We start from the raw sequence: 16,259 nt of genomic DNA, 5'->3' as shown, positions 1-16,259 counted from the left end.
TCACATGCGCTCGGCACCCGCCTTGATCGCCTCGCGGATGCGGAAGTACGTACCGCAGCGGCAGATGTTGCGGATGCCGTCCAGGTCGGCCTCGGTGACCTGGCGGCCCTCCTCCTTGACCCGGCGGACCAGGGCGACGGCGGCCATGATCTGGCCGGGCTGGCAGTAGCCGCACTGGGCCACGTCCTCGTCGAGCCAGGCCTGCTGCATCGGGTGCAGGTCGGCGCCGACGGTGTCCGCCAGGCCCTCGATGGTGGTGACCTCGTCGGTCGGCCGCAGGGCCTTGACGGGGATCGCGCAGGGGTTGGCGGCCTTGCCGTTGACATGGCTGGTGCAGGCCTTGCAGACGTTGATGCCGCAGCCGTACTTCGGCCCGGTGATGCCGAGGATGTCGCGCAGCACCCACAACAGCCGTTCGTCGCCGTCGACTTCGACGGTGATCTGCTCCCCGTTGACGCGGAACGTGTACTCAGGCACGGAAACTCCTGGTTCTGATGCTGGCTCTAGCGGACATGCTCCATGCCGTCCGTCGGGGATGCGGGTACGGGCGGAACGGTCGGCTTGGGCTCGAAGGAAAGGGCGGCGTGGTTGATCGGGAAGCTGGTCGGCATGGTGCCCGTGGCCCGGCCGTAGGCGCAGGCCACCGCCGCCGCCGACGCGGCGACGGCCAGCTCTCCCGCGCCGCCGGGCTTGCCGGTGGTCGTGGGCATGACGATGATGTCGAGCTCCGGCGGAGTGTTCCACTGCCGGGTGTAGAAGTAGTTGTCCCAACTGGCTTCCAGGAAGTGCCCGTCGCGCAGATGCAGGCTGGAGGTCAGCGTCTGTGCGATCCCGTCCATGAGACCGCCCATCATCTGGGCCTCAAGACCGCGCGGATTGACGCAGAGCCCGACGTCCACGGCGCAGACGGCCCTGGTGATCCGGGGCCCGGCGACACCGTCCCGGATCGGCCGGTTCACGGTCTCCGGGCGGCAGTCGATCTCCACCAGTACCGCGCAGGCCGAGTGGTACTCGGAGTGGAAGGCGATGCCCTGCGCGGTGCCGGGCGGCATCGCCGCACCCCACTTCCCGGCCTCGGCGACCTTGTCGAGCACCGCACGGGCGCGGGCGTCGCGCAGGAGGTCGTGGCGGAACCGGAAGGGGTCCTTGCCCATCTTCGAGGCGAGCGCGTCGACGATCAGCTCCCGGGCGCAGACCACGTCGGGGGAGTAGACGCCCCGCATGCTGCCCGTGTTGAAGCCCTTGTCGGTCTCGCTGAGCAGCCTGGTGTGGACGCCGACGTTGTACGGCATGTTCTGGCTGAGCTGGAAGAACGTCTCGGAGAAGCCGATGTCGCCCACCGGCAGCTTCGCGGCCAGCGCGGTGAAGACCTCGCCGAGCCCGTGACTGAGGTCGGTGGCGACGCTGGTGTGCCGCTGCTTGTAGCTGAGCACGGTGGAGCCGAGGTACGCGGCGCGCACGCGCGAGGTCGCCATGGGGTGGGTGCGCCCCTGGCGGGAGTCGTCGGCCCGGTGCCACATGAGCTTGACGGGCTTGCGCATCTTCTGCGAGATCTCGGCGGCTTCGAGCGCGGCGTCGAAGAAGAGCTTGCGCCCGAAGGAGCCGCCGCCCTCGATGACGTGCACGGTGACCGCGCCCGGGAGCATGCCGAGCCGGGCGGCGATGGCGGCCTTGGCGACGATCGGCGCCTTCAGCCCCGACCAGATCTCCGCGCGGTCGCTGCGCACGTCGGCGATCGCGCAGTTGGTCTCCAGCGCGCTGTTGCTGCGGAAGGCGAAGGTGAACGTGGCCTCCACCGACGGAGTCAGTGCCGGGAGCCCCATCGGCAGCTCCGCCCGCCGCAGTTCCTCCCGTACGGACTCGTCGGACTTGCCCTCCGCCGTGCCCGCCTTCCACGACACCTGGAGGGCGCGCACGGCGTCGATGCAGCGGCCGAAGGTCCTGGCCCGCACCGCCACCCCGGTGGAGACCGTCACGACGTCGGTGACGCCCGGCATGGCGCGGACCTGTTCGAGGTTGGTGACGGAGCCGACCTTGCCGTTGATCGTCGGCGGGCGGCACACCATGGTCGGCAGGGCGTCCGGCACGGCGAGGTCCATCGCGAACTTCTTGCGCCCCGTGACGGCGGCGAGCGCGTCGATGCGGCTCTGCGGCGTGCCGATGACGGTGAACTCGCCGCGCTCCTTGAGCTCCACGGACATCCGCCGCGGCGCGGCGCTCGCGGCCTTCTCGGCGAGGGCGCCGATGCCGATGCTCCCGCCGACGAGGTCGGTGACGACACCGGCCTTCAGCGTGAGGTCGGTGACCGCCGCGCCGAGCGCGACCGCCGCCGCGTCGAGGAGCCGGCCACGGGCGACGGCGGCGGCGACGCGGACCGGGGTGAAGGTCGCGATGGTCGTGTTGGACGCACCGGTGAACTGATTGAACGCCAGCTCCGGCCGTGCGTCGGCCAGCGTGACCCGTACCTGCGCCAGCGGTACGTCCATCTCCTCGGCGATCAGCATGGCCGTCGACGTGGTGATGCCCTGCCCGACCTCGGCGCGTGGCAGCGCGAACGAGACGGTGCCGTCCTTGTCGACCTCGATCCTGATCAGGTTCGAGGTGGGGAGGGCCGCCAGGGTCAGCACGTCGTTGAGGTCGACGAGATCGGTGATGTCTCCGGACGGGATCTCCGCCGCCGGACCCTTGGCGGCAGCCACCTTCGCCGAGGCCTCCGGCGCGGAGCCGATCTCGGCGGCGGTCACCAGGGTGGGACCTGCCAGGACGTAACCGAGGAAACGGCGCCGTCCGATGCCGGGCGCGCCCCGTCCCCCGGACCCGTCCTGTTCCTCGGACCCGGCCGAACGGTCGGCTCTGCTCATCAACGACGCCCCTTCCCTTCCCACTTGTGCGGGGCATGACACTACCTGGTCGTGGCCGGGGCGTAGCGGAACCGTCAAGGCACGCGCGCTGCCGTATGGAAGGCATCAGGGGAGCTTCCCGGCATCCCGGAAGGGTGTTGATCATGAGGGCGGGCCCCGGATCCGGGACCTCGACCCACACCCCCACCAAGGGAGTTCCCCATGCACGTTTCCCAGTCGACCGCCTCCGCGCGCAGCACCGCCGCCACCCGGCGCGCGCTCGTCTCCAAGCGGGCCGCGCTCTCCGTGGCCGCCGCGGCGGTCGTCGGCGGAGCGATCTTCGCGCCCAACGCCGTCGCCCAGTCGTCGGGCCCGGCCACCCAGCAGAGCGTGGTGGCCGGGTGCGGGGCCTGCTACCCGGACGTGATCTGACGCTGCCGTGAGTGGGGGACCGCCGGTGCCGGGCGGTTCCCCACCCGCGACGGAACTCCGGCACAGGGCGATGCAAGGCGAAGCGCAAGACGAAAGGCGGGCCATGGACTGGTTCGAACGGTGTGTGCCCGACGCGGACGCGCTCCTCTCCTCGTACTGGCGGAAGGAACCGGCCCTGCTGCGGCCGGCCGACCCGCCGCTCGACGTGTTCACGGCGGCCGACCTGGACGCCGTCCTCGACGCCGGTCTGCTGCGCGTGCCGTACGCGGGCCTCTACACCGCACAGGGCCAGATCCCCGACGAGCGGTTCTGCCCGCCCCGGACCGTCACGGGGAAGTCCGTCGACGGGTACGTCGACGCAACGGCGGTCCGCGACCTCATCGACAGCGAGCACGCCACCCTGCAACTGCGGTACATCAACCAGTGGCAGCCCCGGGTCCGGGCGCTCACCGACGACTTCGCGGCCAGGCTCGGCAGGCTGGTCGAGGCGTTCTACTTCTTCTCGCAGCCCGGCCGCCGCGGCCCCGTGCACCGCGACGACGGCGACCTCTTCGCCCTCCAGCTCGGCGGCGCCAAGCACTGGCAGGTGTACGCGGGGCCGTCCGACGGCCACTGGCAGCCGGTCCGCGAGGACGAACCGGGGCCGCCCGTCCTCGACACCGTCCTGCGGACGGGCCAAGTGCTGTACGTACCGCGGGGGTTCGCGCACACCGCCGAAGCGGCGGACGGCGCACCGTCGGCGCACCTCACGGTGGTCGTACGCGAGGCGGGCACCGAGCACCTGCGCGAGGCCCTGCTGGAGCGGCTCGCCGAGGGCCTCACCCTGCCCGGCCGGCCGCTCGACGACGCGGCCCTGCACACCGCCGCAGCCGGCCTCCTCGATCACCTCAGGGAACGGCTGGCGAAGGTCGACCCGCACGAACTGGTCGACGGCGCACGGCCGTCGGCGCACAGCAGCCGACCGACGGCCTGAGAGAGAACGGGACCAAGAACGCATGGACTGGCTCGCACGATGCGTCGGCGACGAGGAAGCCTTCTTCGCCCGGCACTGGCGGAAAGCACCCGTGGTGCTCCGCCCCGACGACCCGCCGCTCGACGTCCTGACCGTCGAGGCACTGGACGGCGTGCTCGACGCCGGCCTGCTCACCGCCCCGTACGCCCAGCTCGTCCACGAGCACGCGACCGTACCGGCGCAGCAGTTCTGCGCACCGCGCGTCGTGCTCGGCGAGATCGCCGACGGATACGTCGACGCGGGGGCGGTGCGCCGGCTGATCCACGAGGAGCGGGCCACCCTGCTGTTCCGGTACGTCGACCAGTGGCACGCCGGGGTCCGGGACCTCGCCGACGCTCTCGCCGAGCGGTTCGGCCGGCAGGTGGAGGCGTTCTGCTTCCTCACCCCGCCCGGCACCCGGGGCCGCCCCGTGCACCGCGACGACGCCGACGTACTGGCGGTACAACTGCACGGCGAGAAGCGCTGGCAGGTGTACGGAGGACCGGCGGCCGACGGGAACTGGCAGCCGGAGCGGGCGGAGGGCGATCCGGGGCCGGTCCTGCTGGACACGGTCCTGCGCCCCGGCGAGGTGCTGTACGTGCCGCGCGGCTTCGCGCACGCCGCGAGCGCGGTGGGCGACGGGCCGTCCGTACACCTCTCGCTCACGGTGCGTGAGGCCGGCACCGCGCAGCTGTACGCGCTGACGCAGGCGATCCTGGCGGCGGAAGGTGTCGATCTGCCCGCGCGCCCCCTCGACGACACCGCCCTGGCCGGGACCGCGGCCGACCTCATCGAGTCCTTCGCGCGCACCCTCGACGACCTCACGCCCGAGGAGCTGGTGGCCCTGGCCAGGGACGTCATGCGGAGGGAGCGGACGGGACACGCCCCGGCGCGGACCCTGAGCGACCTGGTCAAGGGGGTGTGAGGGGTGCCGCGGCGACCCCAAGTAAGGTGAACCTTATTTGGTGATGTTGCTGTCGAAGTGATCGCAGGAGGCCCCCATGCCGCTGACCGCCCCGCCGCCCGTCGGGACGACCCGCCGGCCGCCCCGCATCGCCCGGCCGCAGCCCGTGGAGCGTGCGGACAGTGCATGGGTGGCGCGGGCCCTCGCGGAGGGTGACTTCTGGGGGGCGGTACGGCGGGCCGGTGGCTCGCCGGTGGTGGAGCCCGATCCGGCGGGGGATCCCGAGCACCGGGTGGTCACCTTCCTGTGGCGGGGGACGGAGCCGACCCGGGCCGTCCTCGTCCTGCCGAACAAGATCGTCGACCCGCGCGACATGTCCCGCAACCTGATGGAGCGGGTGCCGGGTACGGACATCTGGCACTGGTCGGTGCGGATGCGCGCCGACTGGCGGGCCACGTACAGCTTCTGCGTGGACGGGGGAGACGGTCCCGAGGGGGACGGGTACTGGCCCTGGCTGCGGGGCAGCCAGCAGGGGGACCCGCTCAACCCTCGCACGCTGACCCGTCGTTGGGGAGGCGACCCCGTCTCGTACGTGGAGCTGCCGCACGCCCCGCACGGCGCGGACTGGCAGCGGCGCGACGGCGTCCCGCGGGGCACCGTCAGCGAGCACACCGTCCACAGCGAGCTGCTCGGCAACGAGCGCCGGGTGCATGTGTACGAGCCGCCGGGCGGCGGGCGCGACCTGCCCGTCCTGGTGCTGATGGACGGCGAGATGTGGCAGCCGGGGCTCGACGTCGCGGCGCTGCTCGACAACCTCGTCGCCGACGGCCGGATCCCGCCGCTCGTCGCACTGCTCCCCGAGTCGGTGGGCGCGGACCAGCGGTGGGCCGAACTCGCCTGCAACGAAAGCTTCGTCGGCTTCCTGGAGCACGAACTGCTGCCGTGGGCGGGGGAGCGGCTGTCACTGACGGCCGACCCGGCACGGACCGTCGTGGCGGGGCAGAGCCTGGGCGGTCTCACCGCCGCGTACGCCGCGGTGTGCGCGCCGCAGCGGTTCGGCCGGGTGCTCGCGCAGTCCGGTTCCTTCTGGTGGCCGGACGGGCCCGACCTGGAGAGCTCCGAGTGGCTGACCGGGCGGATCGCCGCCGCCGAGCGGCTGCCCGTACGCTTCTGGCTCTCGGTGGGCGAGCAGGAGTGGGTCGCGCTGCCCGCCGCGCGCCGGCTGCGCGACACCCTGGAGGAGAAGGGGTACGACGACGCCGCGTACCGGGAGTACAACGGCGGGCACGACTACCTGTGCTGGCGCACCGAACTGGCCGACGGACTCGTGGAGTTGCTGAAGTAGGACTCGTGGAGTCGCTGGAGGAGCAGGGGAGGGGGCCGCCCGCGGGGCAGCCCCCTCGCCCGTTACGCAGGCGGCTCCTGGAGGTACGCCACGCACTGGCCGTACGTGGCCGGACCGTGCACCGTCTCCCACCCCTCGGGCACCTCGCGGAACACGGGCCACAGCGAGTGCGCTCCCTGGCCGTTCCGCAGGAGGAGGTGGGTCGGCCGGGCGGCCGTCTCCGCCTCGGGGGCGTCGAAGGGCGACGTCGTCATGAGTGGTCCAACTCCTTGAGGCGGGCGGCGAGCACGGCACAGACCTCGTCGAGCGGGCCGGGCTGCGTCAACTCCGGGTGCAGACAGTCCAGTTCGTGATTGTCGAGCCCTCCGGCGTACGGCGCCCAGGCGTCCGGCGTCAGCCAGTGCTCCGCGCGCGGCGCGGCGGCCGTGAAGAACAGCAGGTCGCCGTCGAAACGCCGGTGGGTGTGGGCCCGCATCAGCCGGGCGTTGTTGACCACGATGTCGACCACCGAGGACAGGGTGCGGTCCGGCAGTCCGGCCAGGGCGCTGCCCTCCCGGTGCAGGGTGGCCAACACGTCCTCGCGGGTCAGCTCGTCGGTACGGTCGTACCCGGCCATCCGCAGCAGTGCCGTCAGTGCGTCGGCCTCGGCCGGGATCGCCGAGTCCTGCCACTGGTCGGACGGGTAGGCGTCCATCAGGGCGAGCAGCTCGACCTCCTCGCCCGCCTCCTGGAGCCGCACCGCGACCGTGTGCGCGAGCACACCGCCCACCGACCAGCCGAGCAGCCGGTACGGGCCGTGCGGTCGCACGCTGCGCAGCGCCTCGATGTACTCGGCGGCCATCTCCTCCATGGTGGAAGGCAGTTGGCCCTCGCCGTGCAGACCGCGGGCCTGTAGCCCGTACACCGGCTGGTCCGGGTCGAGCCGCGACAGCAGCCCCGAGTAGCACCAGCTGATGCCGCCCGCCGGATGGAACGCGAAGAGCGGGGTGCGCCCGCCGGTCGCCCGCAGCGGCAGCAGGGTGTCCAGAGCGTGGTCCGACTCGGCGTTGCCCGCGTCCAGTTGGGCCGCCAGCGATGCCGGGGTCTGTGCCTGGAACAGGGTGCCGATGGTGAGCTCGGCGCCGAGCGTGTCCCGCACCCGGGCCACCAGCCGCGCCGCGAGCAGTGACGTGCCGCCCAGGTCGAAGAACGCGTCGTCGACGCCGACCCTGGGCACCCCGAGGATCTCCGCGAAGAGCCGGGTGAGGGTCTCCTCGCGGTGGTTGGCGGGCACCCGGCCGCCTTCTGCGGTCGTGCTGAACTCCGGTGCGGGCAGGGCCCGTCGGTCCAGCTTCCCGTTCGGGCTGAGCGGGAAGTCGGCCAGGACGAGGATCACGCCCGGCACCATGTGCTCGGGGAGGGTACGGGCCAGCCGGGCGCGCAGTGCCTCCGGGTCGGGGGCCTCCTCCCCGGACTCACCGGCGGCGGGCGTCACGTATCCGACGAGCCGCTGGTCGCCGGGGCGGTCCTCGCGGACCAGCACACCCGAGGCGCCGACCGTCGGGTCCTGCGCCAACTCGGCCTCGATCTCGCCGAGTTCGATGCGCTGACCGCGCAGCTTCACCTGGTGGTCCGTGCGTCCGAGGTACTCGATCGCGCCGTCCCGCGTCCACCGGGCGAGGTCGCCCGTGCGGTACATGCGGGAGCCGGGGACACCGTACGGGTCGGCGACGAAGCGCGACGCGGTCAGTGCCGGACGGCCGAGGTAGGTGTCGGCCAACTGCACGCCTGCCAGGAAGAGTTCACCGCCCACGCCGGGCGGGCACGGCTGAAGCGCCGCGTCCAGGACGTACAGCCGGGTGTTCCACACCGGCCTGCCGATCGGTACGGGGCCGGTGGCTTCCGTGTCGCACGGGTGGTAGGTCACGTCGACGGCGGCCTCGGTCGGCCCGTACAGGTTGTGCAACGGCACACCGCCGCCCAGGATCCGCCCGAACTCGCGGACCGTCTCGCGGGGGAGCGCCTCGCCGCTGCAGAACACGTGCCGCAGGCCGGTGCAGGCCGAAGCGGCCGGTTCGGCGAGGAACACCTGGAGCATCGAGGGCACGAAGTGGCAGGCGGTGACGGCCTGTTCGCGGATGATCCGGGCCAGGTACGTCGGGTCCTTGTGACCGCCGGGCTCGGCGACGACGAGCGTCGCACCGACCCGCAGCGCCCAGAAGAACTCCCACACGGACACGTCGAACCCGGACGGCGTCTTCTGCAACACCCGGTCACCGGAGCCGATTTCGTACTCGTGCTGCATCCAGCGCAGCCGGTTGTCGATCGCCGCGTGCCCGACGACGACGCCCTTGGGGCGGCCCGTCGAGCCGGAGGTGTAGATGACGTAGGCCGGGTCCTGCGGAGTGAGGTCCGGAGCCGGGTTCCCGGTGGGGTACGGGGCCGTGTCCAGGCGGTCGAGGGCGACGACCGGGATGCCGGTGGCCGGGGTCCGGTCCGCGCGGTCGGCGATCACACACGCGGGCTCGGCGTCGGCCAGCATGTAGGAGAGGCGGTCCGCCGGGTAGTCCGGGTCGAGCGGCAGATATGCGCCACCGGCCTTGAGGACGGCGAGGAGCGAGACCACCAGGTCCAGGGAGCGGGGTACGGCGACCGCCGCGAGAGCACCCGGGCGGACGCCCAGCCCGGCCAGGTGGTGGGCCAGTTGGTTGGCGCGGGCGTTCAGTTGCGCGTACGTCAACTTCTCGTCGCCGAAGACGAGGGCGGTGGCGTCCGGGGTGCGGGCCGCCTGCTCCTCGATCGGGCCGATGAGCGTGGTGGCAGGCACGGGACGGCCGGTGGCGTTGAACTCGTCGAGCACCAGGGCGAGTTCGGCCTCGCGGGCGATGTGGTGCGCGGCGAGCGGGGTGTGCGGGCCCGCCTGGGAGACGCGCTCCAGGAGCTCCAGGAAGCGGGACTGGTGCAGAGCGAGCTCGTCCGGCTCGTACAGGGCCGGGTTGCCGTCGTAGTCGATGCGCAGACCTGAGCCGTCGGTGCGGTCGTAGACGTTGACCGTGAGGTCCTCGACCGGGCCCGCGGAGAGGTTGTGGGCCTCGGTGCGGGCGCCCGCGAAGGTCAGCTCGTAGTCGAACGGCATGATGTTGACGAGCGGGCCGACCAGCGAGCGGCCCTCGCCGAGCAGCCCCAGGTCGCGGCGGATGTCCTCGTACCGGTAGCGCTGGTGGCGGCGGGCGGCCCGGATGCCGAGCACGACCTGCCGGGTCAGCTCCGCGAACGTCGCCTCGGGGGTGACGGTGAGCCGCAGCGGCAGCACGTTCATCACCATGCCGGGCACACGCAGCGCCACCGAGCCCATCCGGCCCATCATCGGCATGCCGAGCACGACCTCGGCCGTGTGGGTGGCCCGGGACACGTACAGCGCCTGTGCGGCGATCAGCACCTCGGGCCAGGTCGCCTTGACCGACGAGGCCAGCTCGCGCAGCCGGTCGGTGGCGAGGGGCGAGAGGTGTGCGCTGCGGCGGTGGAAGGTGCGGGAGGGCAGCGCGGTGCGCCCGGCCAGCGTCGGGGCCTCCGGGCGGTCGGCGAAGGCGCCGTCCCAGTGCCGGCGGTCCTTGTCGTACGTCTCCGAGACGCGGTATCCGGCGTCCTCCTCGACCAGGTCGGACAGCGGGGCGAAGGGGCTGTCCGGCGGGGTCTCGCCCGCGGCGAGCGCGGTGTACACCTCGGCGGTGCGGCGGGCCAGCAGCGAGTACCCGAAGCCGTCCATCACGATGTGGTGCACCCGCTGGTACCACAGCCACCGGTCGTCGGCGACGCGGAACAGCGCGTGCGCGAACAGCGGGCCTGCCGCCAGGTCGAAGGGCGTGGCGAGGTCGGCACGCATCCACGCGTACGCCTCGGAGGAGGGGTCCGCAGCGGTCCGCAGATCGCCGACGTGGAGGGGGAGTTCGAGGTCCTCGACCTCCGACTGCTGCGGTCCCTCGTCCTCTTCGGTGATGCGCATGCGCAACGAGTCGGCCTCGGAGACCACTTGGCGGAGCGTCCTGGCGAAGGTCTCGGGATCGACGGGCCCGTGGATCTCCAGGCACTCGGCGGTGTTCTGTGCCGGGCTCTGCGGATCCAGGGCCTGCGCGAACCACATGCCCGACTGGGCGGCGGTCAGCTTCAGCGCCGGACGGGCGGCGGGAGCCGTCGTCATGAATCCGCCCCCAGGAGCGGTGCCCAGGCCTCGATGGCGGGCTGCTCCGCCAGGTCGACGAAGGTCGTGGTGATGCCGTGGTCGCGGCGCCAGCGCTCGACGAGCGTCATGATGCGCATCGAGTCCAGGCCGTAGTCGACCAGGTTCTCGTCGACGGGTATGTCCTCGGGGTCCTCGCCCAGCACGTCGGCGACGTCCGCCCGTATCTGCGCAACGGTCAGGGCGGTGGGTCCAGTGGCTGTCATGTCGTCAGATCCCCTTCAGGACGGCGTTGTTGACGGCTTCGGTGGTGGTGACGACGGCGCACCGGCCGGCCGCGTAGCGCAGTGCCTGGTCGTGGTCCTCGCGCGAGAAGTCCGCCACCGCGTCCGCGACGACGAACGCCTGCACGTCCCGCATCCACGCGTCGCACGCCGTCATCAGTACACCGATGTTCGCGTACACGCCGACGATCACGAGCTGGTCGCGGCCCGCCTCGCGCATCCGCTGCTCCAGATCGGTGCGGACGTACGCGCTGTACTTCCACTTCGTGATCACGGTGTCGCCCGGCTCGGGTGCGACAGGACCCGCGATCGCCTTGGCGTGCTCGTCGTCGGGCAGGCCGGGTCCCCAGAAGTCCTGCTGGAGACCGCGCTCGGCCGGGGACTGGCCGCCGGGCTGCGCGGAGTACATGACCGGGATGCCCGCGGCGCGCGCCGACTTCGCCAACCCGGCGACGTTCGCGAGGAGTTCGTTGGTCGGCGAGGTGTCGGGGGTGTACGCGGTGAGGAAGTGGTTCTGCAGGTCGTGGACGAGCAGCACCGCCCGCTGCGGGTCCACGGTCCACGCGACGCGGTTGTCGGGCAGCTCGTCGGGGGTGGGCATCGGGTACGGGGCGACGGAGGGGAGAGCCATGAGCGGGGGCCTTTCGGGGGTGCGGTGGCGCGGGTGGCGCGACGTGGTGCGTACGGAGCGCTTCGGTGCGGGAACGCGGGGCGCGACAGTCCTGGGGCGTGCGTCAGGCCTGCGGCGCGGAGGCGATCGTCCGCTGGTCCTTCTTGCTGATCTTGCCGATGCCGGTCTGCGGGAACGCCGTCACGAACTCGACGAGGTCGGGGACCTTGTACGCCGCGAGGCCCTTCTCCCGTACGAACTTCTTGACCGCCACGGACTTCAGCGGCTCGGCGCCGGCCCGCAGGATCACGTACGCGAGGGTGCGTTCACCGAGGTAGTCGTCGGGGACGGCGACCAGGGACACGTCGTGCACGGAGGGGTGGCCGAGGATGATGTTCTCGATCTCCTCCGGGGCGATCTTCTCGCCGCCGCGGTTGATCTGGTCCTTCGCCCGGCCCTCCACGACCAGGTGGCCGCTCGGGGTGCGGCGGACGATGTCGCCCGTACGGTAGAAGCCGTCGGCGGTGAACGAGCGGGCGTTGTGCTCGGGCGCCCGCCAGTAGCCGCGGATGGTGTACGGGCCGCGGGTCAGCAGGTGGCCGCTCTCGCCTTCGGGTACGTCCTCGTCGGCGTCGTCGACGATGCGGATCTCGTCGTCGGCGGAGATCGGGCGGCCCTGGGTGGTGACGATCGTCTCCGGATCGTCGTCGAGGCGCGTGTAGTTGACGAGCCCCTCGGCCATGCCGAAGACCTGCTGGAGGGTGCAGCCGAGCGCGGGGCCGACCCGGCGGGCCGCGGCCTCGCTGAACTTCGCGCCGCCGACCAGGAGCACGTCCAGGCTGGAGAGGTCGTACGAGGTGGTGGCGCCCGCCTCCGTCCAGACGAGGGCCAGCGGCGGCACGACGCCGGTGATCGTGACCCGCTCGCGCTCGATGAGCGGGAACGCGGTGTCCGGGTCGGGCTGCGGGCACATCACGACGCGGCCTCCCGCGTGGAGGATGCCGAGTGAACCGGGGGAGGAGAGCGGGAAGTTGTGTGCCGCGGGGAGGGTGACCAGGTAGACGGAGTCCTCGGTGACGCCGCACAGCTCGTTGGAGCCCCAGAGCGAGTAGATGTAGTCGTCGTGGGTGCGCGGGATCAGCTTGGGGACGCCGGTGCTGCCGCCGGACAGCTGGAGGAAGGCGAGGTCGGAGGGGGCCGGACCTTCGGTCTTCAACTCCACGTCGGGGAGCGGCACTTCGGTGAGCGCGGTGTGCTCGCCCGGGTCGCCGACGACGAAGACGTCGCGCAGGGTGGGCACTTCGGCGCGGACCTTGGCGGCGAGGGCGCGGTGGTCGAAGCCGGCGTGCCGGTCGGGGACGACGTAGGCGACGGCCTCGGTGAACTCGCAGAAGTAGCGGATCTCCGTCTCGCGGTGGGCCGGGAGGGCGAAGACGGGGAGGGCGCCGATGCGGAAGAGCGCGAAGATCACTTCGAAGAACTCGGCGACGTTGGGCAGTTGGACGACGACGCGGTCGCCCTTGGTGATGCCTCGGTCGGCGAAACCGGCGGCCAGATGGGTCGCCCGGGTGTGGAGCTGGGCGTACGTCCAGTGGCGGTCGCCGTCGGTGACGGCGACGCGGTCGGGGTGGGACTCGGCGCGGGTGCGCAGCATTTCGGCGAAGGTCTCACCTTGCCAGTAGCCGGCGGCGCGGTAGCGGGCGGCGGCTTCTTCGGGCCAGGTGGGGGCGTCCGCGGGGCGGGTGTCCGGGGTGGGGGTCGTCACTTTGACCTCGACAGGTGGGTGGGATCGGTGGTCGGGGGCCGGTACGGGGGTGGGGCGGGCGGGGGCGCGCGACGTCCGTCGGGGTCCGCCCCTTGCCCGCCCGTTCCGCCCCGGGGGCGGCCCCGCCGCCCAAGGTTGGGGGGGGCTCGCCGCCCAAGGGGGCTACGGGGAAGGTCTTCAGGGGCGCGGGGAACTGCGCGACCAGCCACGAACGACCCGCGGATTCACCCCCGCCCCCAAGGGATCGCCTAGGCGGTCATGGCCTTCTTGATGTCGTCGAGGACGGACATCGCCGCCTGGGGGCCGCCGAGGCTCGTCCACTTGGAGCCGTCGATCTCGGTGGTGTGGTTCTTCTTGACGGCGTCCAGCTCCTTGTACGCGGCCTTCGCCTTCAGCTGCGTGAAGAGGTCCGCGTCCTTGCCCGCCGAGGTGAGCGTGCCGATGAACAGCCAGTCGGCGTCGATCTGCTTCAGGTCCTCGTCGCTGAGCGGCGTCGAGTGGCCCTGGCCCTTCTCGTTCTGGATGCCCGGGCGCTTGAGGCCGAGGTCCTTCAGGACGTCCGAGATGAACACGCCCTGCTGCATGACCGCGGTGCCCTTGGCCGAGTAGCGGGCCACCGAGACGGATCCGCCGGCGTTCTTGCCGAGGGCCGTCTTCACCTCGGTGAGCTTGGCTTCGTACCCCTTGAGGAAGGCGGTCGCCTCGTTGGACTTGCCCAGCACCTTGCCGGTCAGTTCGAGGGACTTCTTCCAGTCCTTCTTCTTGTCGATGGTGACGACCGTCGGGGCTATCGCCTGGAGCTGCTTGAGGACCTGCTTGTCGGCGAGCTGGCCGGCCAGGATGACGTCCGGCTTTGCGGCCAGGACCTTCTCGATGTCGGGGCCCGTGACCGCGCCGACGACCGGAATGCCCTTCGCCTGCTCGGTGAGGTAACCCGGGGCGCCCTTCTGGCCGCGGCCCGCGGACAGGCCGACCGGCTTCACGCCCAGGGCGAGTGCGGAGTCCAGGTCCATCTCGCTCAGCGCGACGACGTTCTTGGTGCTGGCCCTCAGCTTCACCTCGGCGCCGGTGGCGTCCGTGACGGTGGCGCCGTCCTTGGCGTTCTTCGCCTGGCTGCCCGAGCCCGAGCCGGAGCCGGAGTCGTCCGAACCGCAGGCGGAAAGGGTGAGAGCGGAGGCCAGGGTGAGGGCCGCCACCGCGGTCAGCCGGGCGCGCGGGATGAGGTTCGAGGACATGTCCGTGATCTCCATGCTGGTGAAGGCGAAGTTGCTGCCCGGATGGGTTCCGGACATACGGGGTGACTCACCCGTAGTCGGGGCATAGCGAAAGCCCCCTGTCGGAACAGGGAGTTCGCAGCGCCCCGGCCAAGGGTTCCACGTGGTGGTTAGGTTAGGCTAACTTCATGTTGGTTGCGCAAGAGGGGCGGGTCCGGGAGGCCGGATCCGAGCCCCCGATACCGGGCTCGGCGAGGCTCCATCGCCCCACCCTCCGGGCGGCTGCCGCCCTGGTCCTGCTCCTGGTGGCACTGGTCGTGCTGTCCCTGCTGATCGGCTCCGGGTCCAACCCGATCGCCCGCGCCTGGGACTTCCTCCTGGGGGACCCCGCCGCCCGCGCCGACGCGCAGATCCGGCTCGCCGTCATGGACGTACGACTGCCACGCACCCTCGCCGGACTGCTGGTCGGCATCGCGCTCGGCGCGGCCGGCTGCCTCCTCCAGGCCGTCACCCGCAACCCGCTCGCCGAGACCGGACTGCTCGGCGTCAACTCCGGTGCGGCGCTGGGCGTCGTGATCGGACTCACATACTTCCAAGTGACGTCGGCGTACGGAGTCCTGGTCTGGGCACTGGTCGGCGGCATGGCCGCGAGCGCGGTGGTGCTGCTGCTCGCCGCGTCGGGCCGGGCCGCCGGCTCTCCGCTGCGGCTGGTGCTCGCCGGGTCCGCGCTCGGCGCGACCTTCCACGGGGCCACCTCGTACGTCCTGCTCGGCACGCAGTCGACCTTCGACACGTACCGCTACTGGACGATCGGCTCCCTCGCGGGCATCGACACCAAGGACACGTACCCGCTGATCCCGCTGATCGTGATCGGCCTGCTGATCGCCTTCGTCTGCGTACGGCCGCTGTCGGCGCTGGCGCTCGGCGACGACAGCGCGCGCTCGCTGGGCCACCACCCGGGGCGGATCCGGCTGATCGTGGCGGTGGCGGTGACGCTGCTCGCCGGTTCGGCGGTCGCGCTGGCCGGGCCGATCGCCTTCCTCGGACTGCTCGCACCGTATGCGGCACGCATGGTCACCGGGCCGCGGATGGCGGGCCAGTTGGTGCTCTCCGGACTGGTCGGGGCGTGCGTGATGATCGCGGCCGACCTCCTCGCCCGGGTCGTCATCAGGCCCTGGGAGACCCCCGTCAGCGTGCTCCTCGCCTTCATCGGCGGCCCGCTGCTGATCTGGATCGCGCGCTCGCAGCGCATGTCGACGGCGGGAGCGAACGGATGAGCCAGGACCTCACGTCCGAGAAGGCCGGAACCGAGGGCCGGGCGGGAGCCGGACAGGCCCTCATACCGCCCGACTCCACCCCCGTCCGCGTCGGCACCCTCTCCTGGCTCTTCCCGCACCGCAGCGCCCTCGTCGCGGTCGCTCTCGCCGTGCTGATCGGGGTGATCGTCTCCTTCGCGGCCTTCGCCAGCTCCACCAGCATGAGCTTCTCCGAGAGCGTCTCCGGACTCCTCGGAACCGGTGACTCCGCCACGGTGATGCTCGTTCAGGACTTCCGGCTGCCGCGCATCGCCGTCGGCCTGATGGTCGGCGCCGCCCTCGGCGTCGCCGGGTGCCTCACCCAGACACTGGCCGGAAACCGGCTCGCCACCCCCGACATCATCGGCGTCAACGACGGCGCCACCGCGGCCGTCGTCGCCTCCGTCGTCGGCTCATCGACCG

Annotated in this window: 14 protein-coding genes; 6 read left to right on the top strand and 8 right to left on the bottom strand. The window is 71.9% G+C overall.

Features of this window, described 5'->3' with window-relative positions; all coding sequences use genetic code 11:
• Both ACWGIG_RS02080 and ACWGIG_RS02075 read right to left on the bottom strand, forming a co-directional pair.
• Positions 1–477: a (2Fe-2S)-binding protein gene (locus ACWGIG_RS02080; protein WP_453319546.1), complete on the bottom strand. Its 477-nt coding sequence runs from the start codon at positions 475–477 to the stop codon at positions 1–3.
• Positions 478–503: 26 nt separating this feature from the next.
• Complete coding sequence (locus ACWGIG_RS02075) at positions 504–2,861, bottom strand: molybdopterin cofactor-binding domain-containing protein (protein WP_453319545.1); 2,358 nt, start codon at positions 2,859–2,861, stop codon at positions 504–506.
• Between the two features lie 201 nt (positions 2,862–3,062).
• On the opposite strand from ACWGIG_RS02075, the gene ACWGIG_RS02070 reads away from it, so the two are divergent.
• The 4 genes from ACWGIG_RS02070 (at position 3,063) to fes (ending at position 6,512) form a co-directional block, all read left to right on the top strand.
• Complete coding sequence (locus ACWGIG_RS02070) at positions 3,063–3,272, top strand: hypothetical protein (RefSeq protein WP_453319544.1); 210 nt, start codon at positions 3,063–3,065, stop codon at positions 3,270–3,272.
• Between the two features lie 103 nt (positions 3,273–3,375).
• A complete protein-coding gene (locus ACWGIG_RS02065; protein WP_453319543.1) occupies positions 3,376–4,245 on the top strand; it encodes a JmjC domain-containing protein in 870 nt (289 codons plus the stop codon).
• A 22-nt stretch (positions 4,246–4,267) separates the two neighbouring features.
• Positions 4,268–5,188: a JmjC domain-containing protein gene (locus tag ACWGIG_RS02060; protein WP_453319542.1), complete on the top strand. Its 921-nt coding sequence runs from the start codon at positions 4,268–4,270 to the stop codon at positions 5,186–5,188.
• 76 nt (positions 5,189–5,264) lie between these two features.
• On the top strand, positions 5,265–6,512 hold the full coding sequence (gene fes / locus ACWGIG_RS02055) for an enterochelin esterase (RefSeq protein ID WP_453319541.1): 1,248 nt from the start codon (positions 5,265–5,267) through the stop codon (positions 6,510–6,512).
• Positions 6,513–6,574: 62 nt separating this feature from the next.
• Here the strand turns inward: fes and ACWGIG_RS02050 are convergent, their stop codons facing one another.
• The 6 genes from ACWGIG_RS02050 to ACWGIG_RS02025 all read right to left on the bottom strand — a co-directional run bounded on the left by ACWGIG_RS02050 (position 6,575) and on the right by ACWGIG_RS02025 (position 14,577).
• Positions 6,575–6,766: an MbtH family NRPS accessory protein gene (locus ACWGIG_RS02050; protein WP_453319540.1), complete on the bottom strand. Its 192-nt coding sequence runs from the start codon at positions 6,764–6,766 to the stop codon at positions 6,575–6,577.
• Positions 6,763–10,689, bottom strand: coding sequence for an amino acid adenylation domain-containing protein (locus tag ACWGIG_RS02045; RefSeq protein ID WP_453319539.1), 3,927 nt, complete (start codon positions 10,687–10,689; stop codon positions 6,763–6,765). Before ACWGIG_RS02045 ends, ACWGIG_RS02050 begins: the two co-directional genes overlap by 4 nt.
• Positions 10,686–10,934: a phosphopantetheine-binding protein gene (locus tag ACWGIG_RS02040; RefSeq protein WP_453319538.1), complete on the bottom strand. Its 249-nt coding sequence runs from the start codon at positions 10,932–10,934 to the stop codon at positions 10,686–10,688. The genes ACWGIG_RS02045 and ACWGIG_RS02040 overlap by 4 nt, the downstream gene beginning before the upstream one ends.
• Before the next feature lie 4 nt (positions 10,935–10,938).
• On the bottom strand, positions 10,939–11,583 hold the full coding sequence (locus ACWGIG_RS02035) for an isochorismatase family protein (protein WP_453319537.1): 645 nt from the start codon (positions 11,581–11,583) through the stop codon (positions 10,939–10,941).
• Between the two features lie 103 nt (positions 11,584–11,686).
• Complete coding sequence (locus ACWGIG_RS02030; protein WP_453319536.1) at positions 11,687–13,327, bottom strand: (2,3-dihydroxybenzoyl)adenylate synthase; 1,641 nt, start codon at positions 13,325–13,327, stop codon at positions 11,687–11,689.
• A gap of 248 nt (positions 13,328–13,575) precedes the next feature.
• Positions 13,576–14,577, bottom strand: a complete 1,002-nt coding sequence (locus tag ACWGIG_RS02025) for an ABC transporter substrate-binding protein (protein WP_453319604.1) — start codon at positions 14,575–14,577, stop codon at positions 13,576–13,578.
• Between the two features lie 152 nt (positions 14,578–14,729).
• Here ACWGIG_RS02025 and ACWGIG_RS02020 point away from each other — a divergent pair, with 152 nt between their 5' ends.
• Both ACWGIG_RS02020 and ACWGIG_RS02015 read left to right on the top strand, forming a co-directional pair.
• On the top strand, positions 14,730–15,818 hold the full coding sequence (locus ACWGIG_RS02020) for a FecCD family ABC transporter permease (protein ID WP_453319535.1): 1,089 nt from the start codon (positions 14,730–14,732) through the stop codon (positions 15,816–15,818).
• The coding region (locus ACWGIG_RS02015) for an iron chelate uptake ABC transporter family permease subunit (protein ID WP_453319534.1) at positions 15,815–16,259 on the top strand (445 nt) is incomplete at its 3' end. The genes ACWGIG_RS02020 and ACWGIG_RS02015, both read left to right, overlap by 4 nt.

The organism is Streptomyces sp. NPDC054863, from assembly GCF_053610825.1.
This window is presented reverse-complemented; position numbering and strand designations above follow the sequence as displayed.

Coding starts and splice junctions, on each gene's coding strand:
- ACWGIG_RS02045 (WP_453319539.1), bottom strand. CDS start 10,689: ATGACGACGGCTCCCGCCGCCCGTCCGGCGCTGAAGCTGACCGCCGCC.
- ACWGIG_RS02020 (WP_453319535.1), top strand. CDS start 14,730: ATGTTGGTTGCGCAAGAGGGGCGGGTCCGGGAGGCCGGATCCGAGCCC.
- ACWGIG_RS02070 (WP_453319544.1), top strand. CDS start 3,063: ATGCACGTTTCCCAGTCGACCGCCTCCGCGCGCAGCACCGCCGCCACC.
- ACWGIG_RS02050 (WP_453319540.1), bottom strand. CDS start 6,766: ATGACGACGTCGCCCTTCGACGCCCCCGAGGCGGAGACGGCCGCCCGG.
- ACWGIG_RS02075 (WP_453319545.1), bottom strand. CDS start 2,861: ATGAGCAGAGCCGACCGTTCGGCCGGGTCCGAGGAACAGGACGGGTCC.
- ACWGIG_RS02060 (WP_453319542.1), top strand. CDS start 4,268: ATGGACTGGCTCGCACGATGCGTCGGCGACGAGGAAGCCTTCTTCGCC.
- ACWGIG_RS02065 (WP_453319543.1), top strand. CDS start 3,376: ATGGACTGGTTCGAACGGTGTGTGCCCGACGCGGACGCGCTCCTCTCC.
- ACWGIG_RS02035 (WP_453319537.1), bottom strand. CDS start 11,583: ATGGCTCTCCCCTCCGTCGCCCCGTACCCGATGCCCACCCCCGACGAG.
- ACWGIG_RS02040 (WP_453319538.1), bottom strand. CDS start 10,934: ATGACAGCCACTGGACCCACCGCCCTGACCGTTGCGCAGATACGGGCG.
- ACWGIG_RS02025 (WP_453319604.1), bottom strand. CDS start 14,577: ATGGAGATCACGGACATGTCCTCGAACCTCATCCCGCGCGCCCGGCTG.
- fes (WP_453319541.1), top strand. CDS start 5,265: ATGCCGCTGACCGCCCCGCCGCCCGTCGGGACGACCCGCCGGCCGCCC.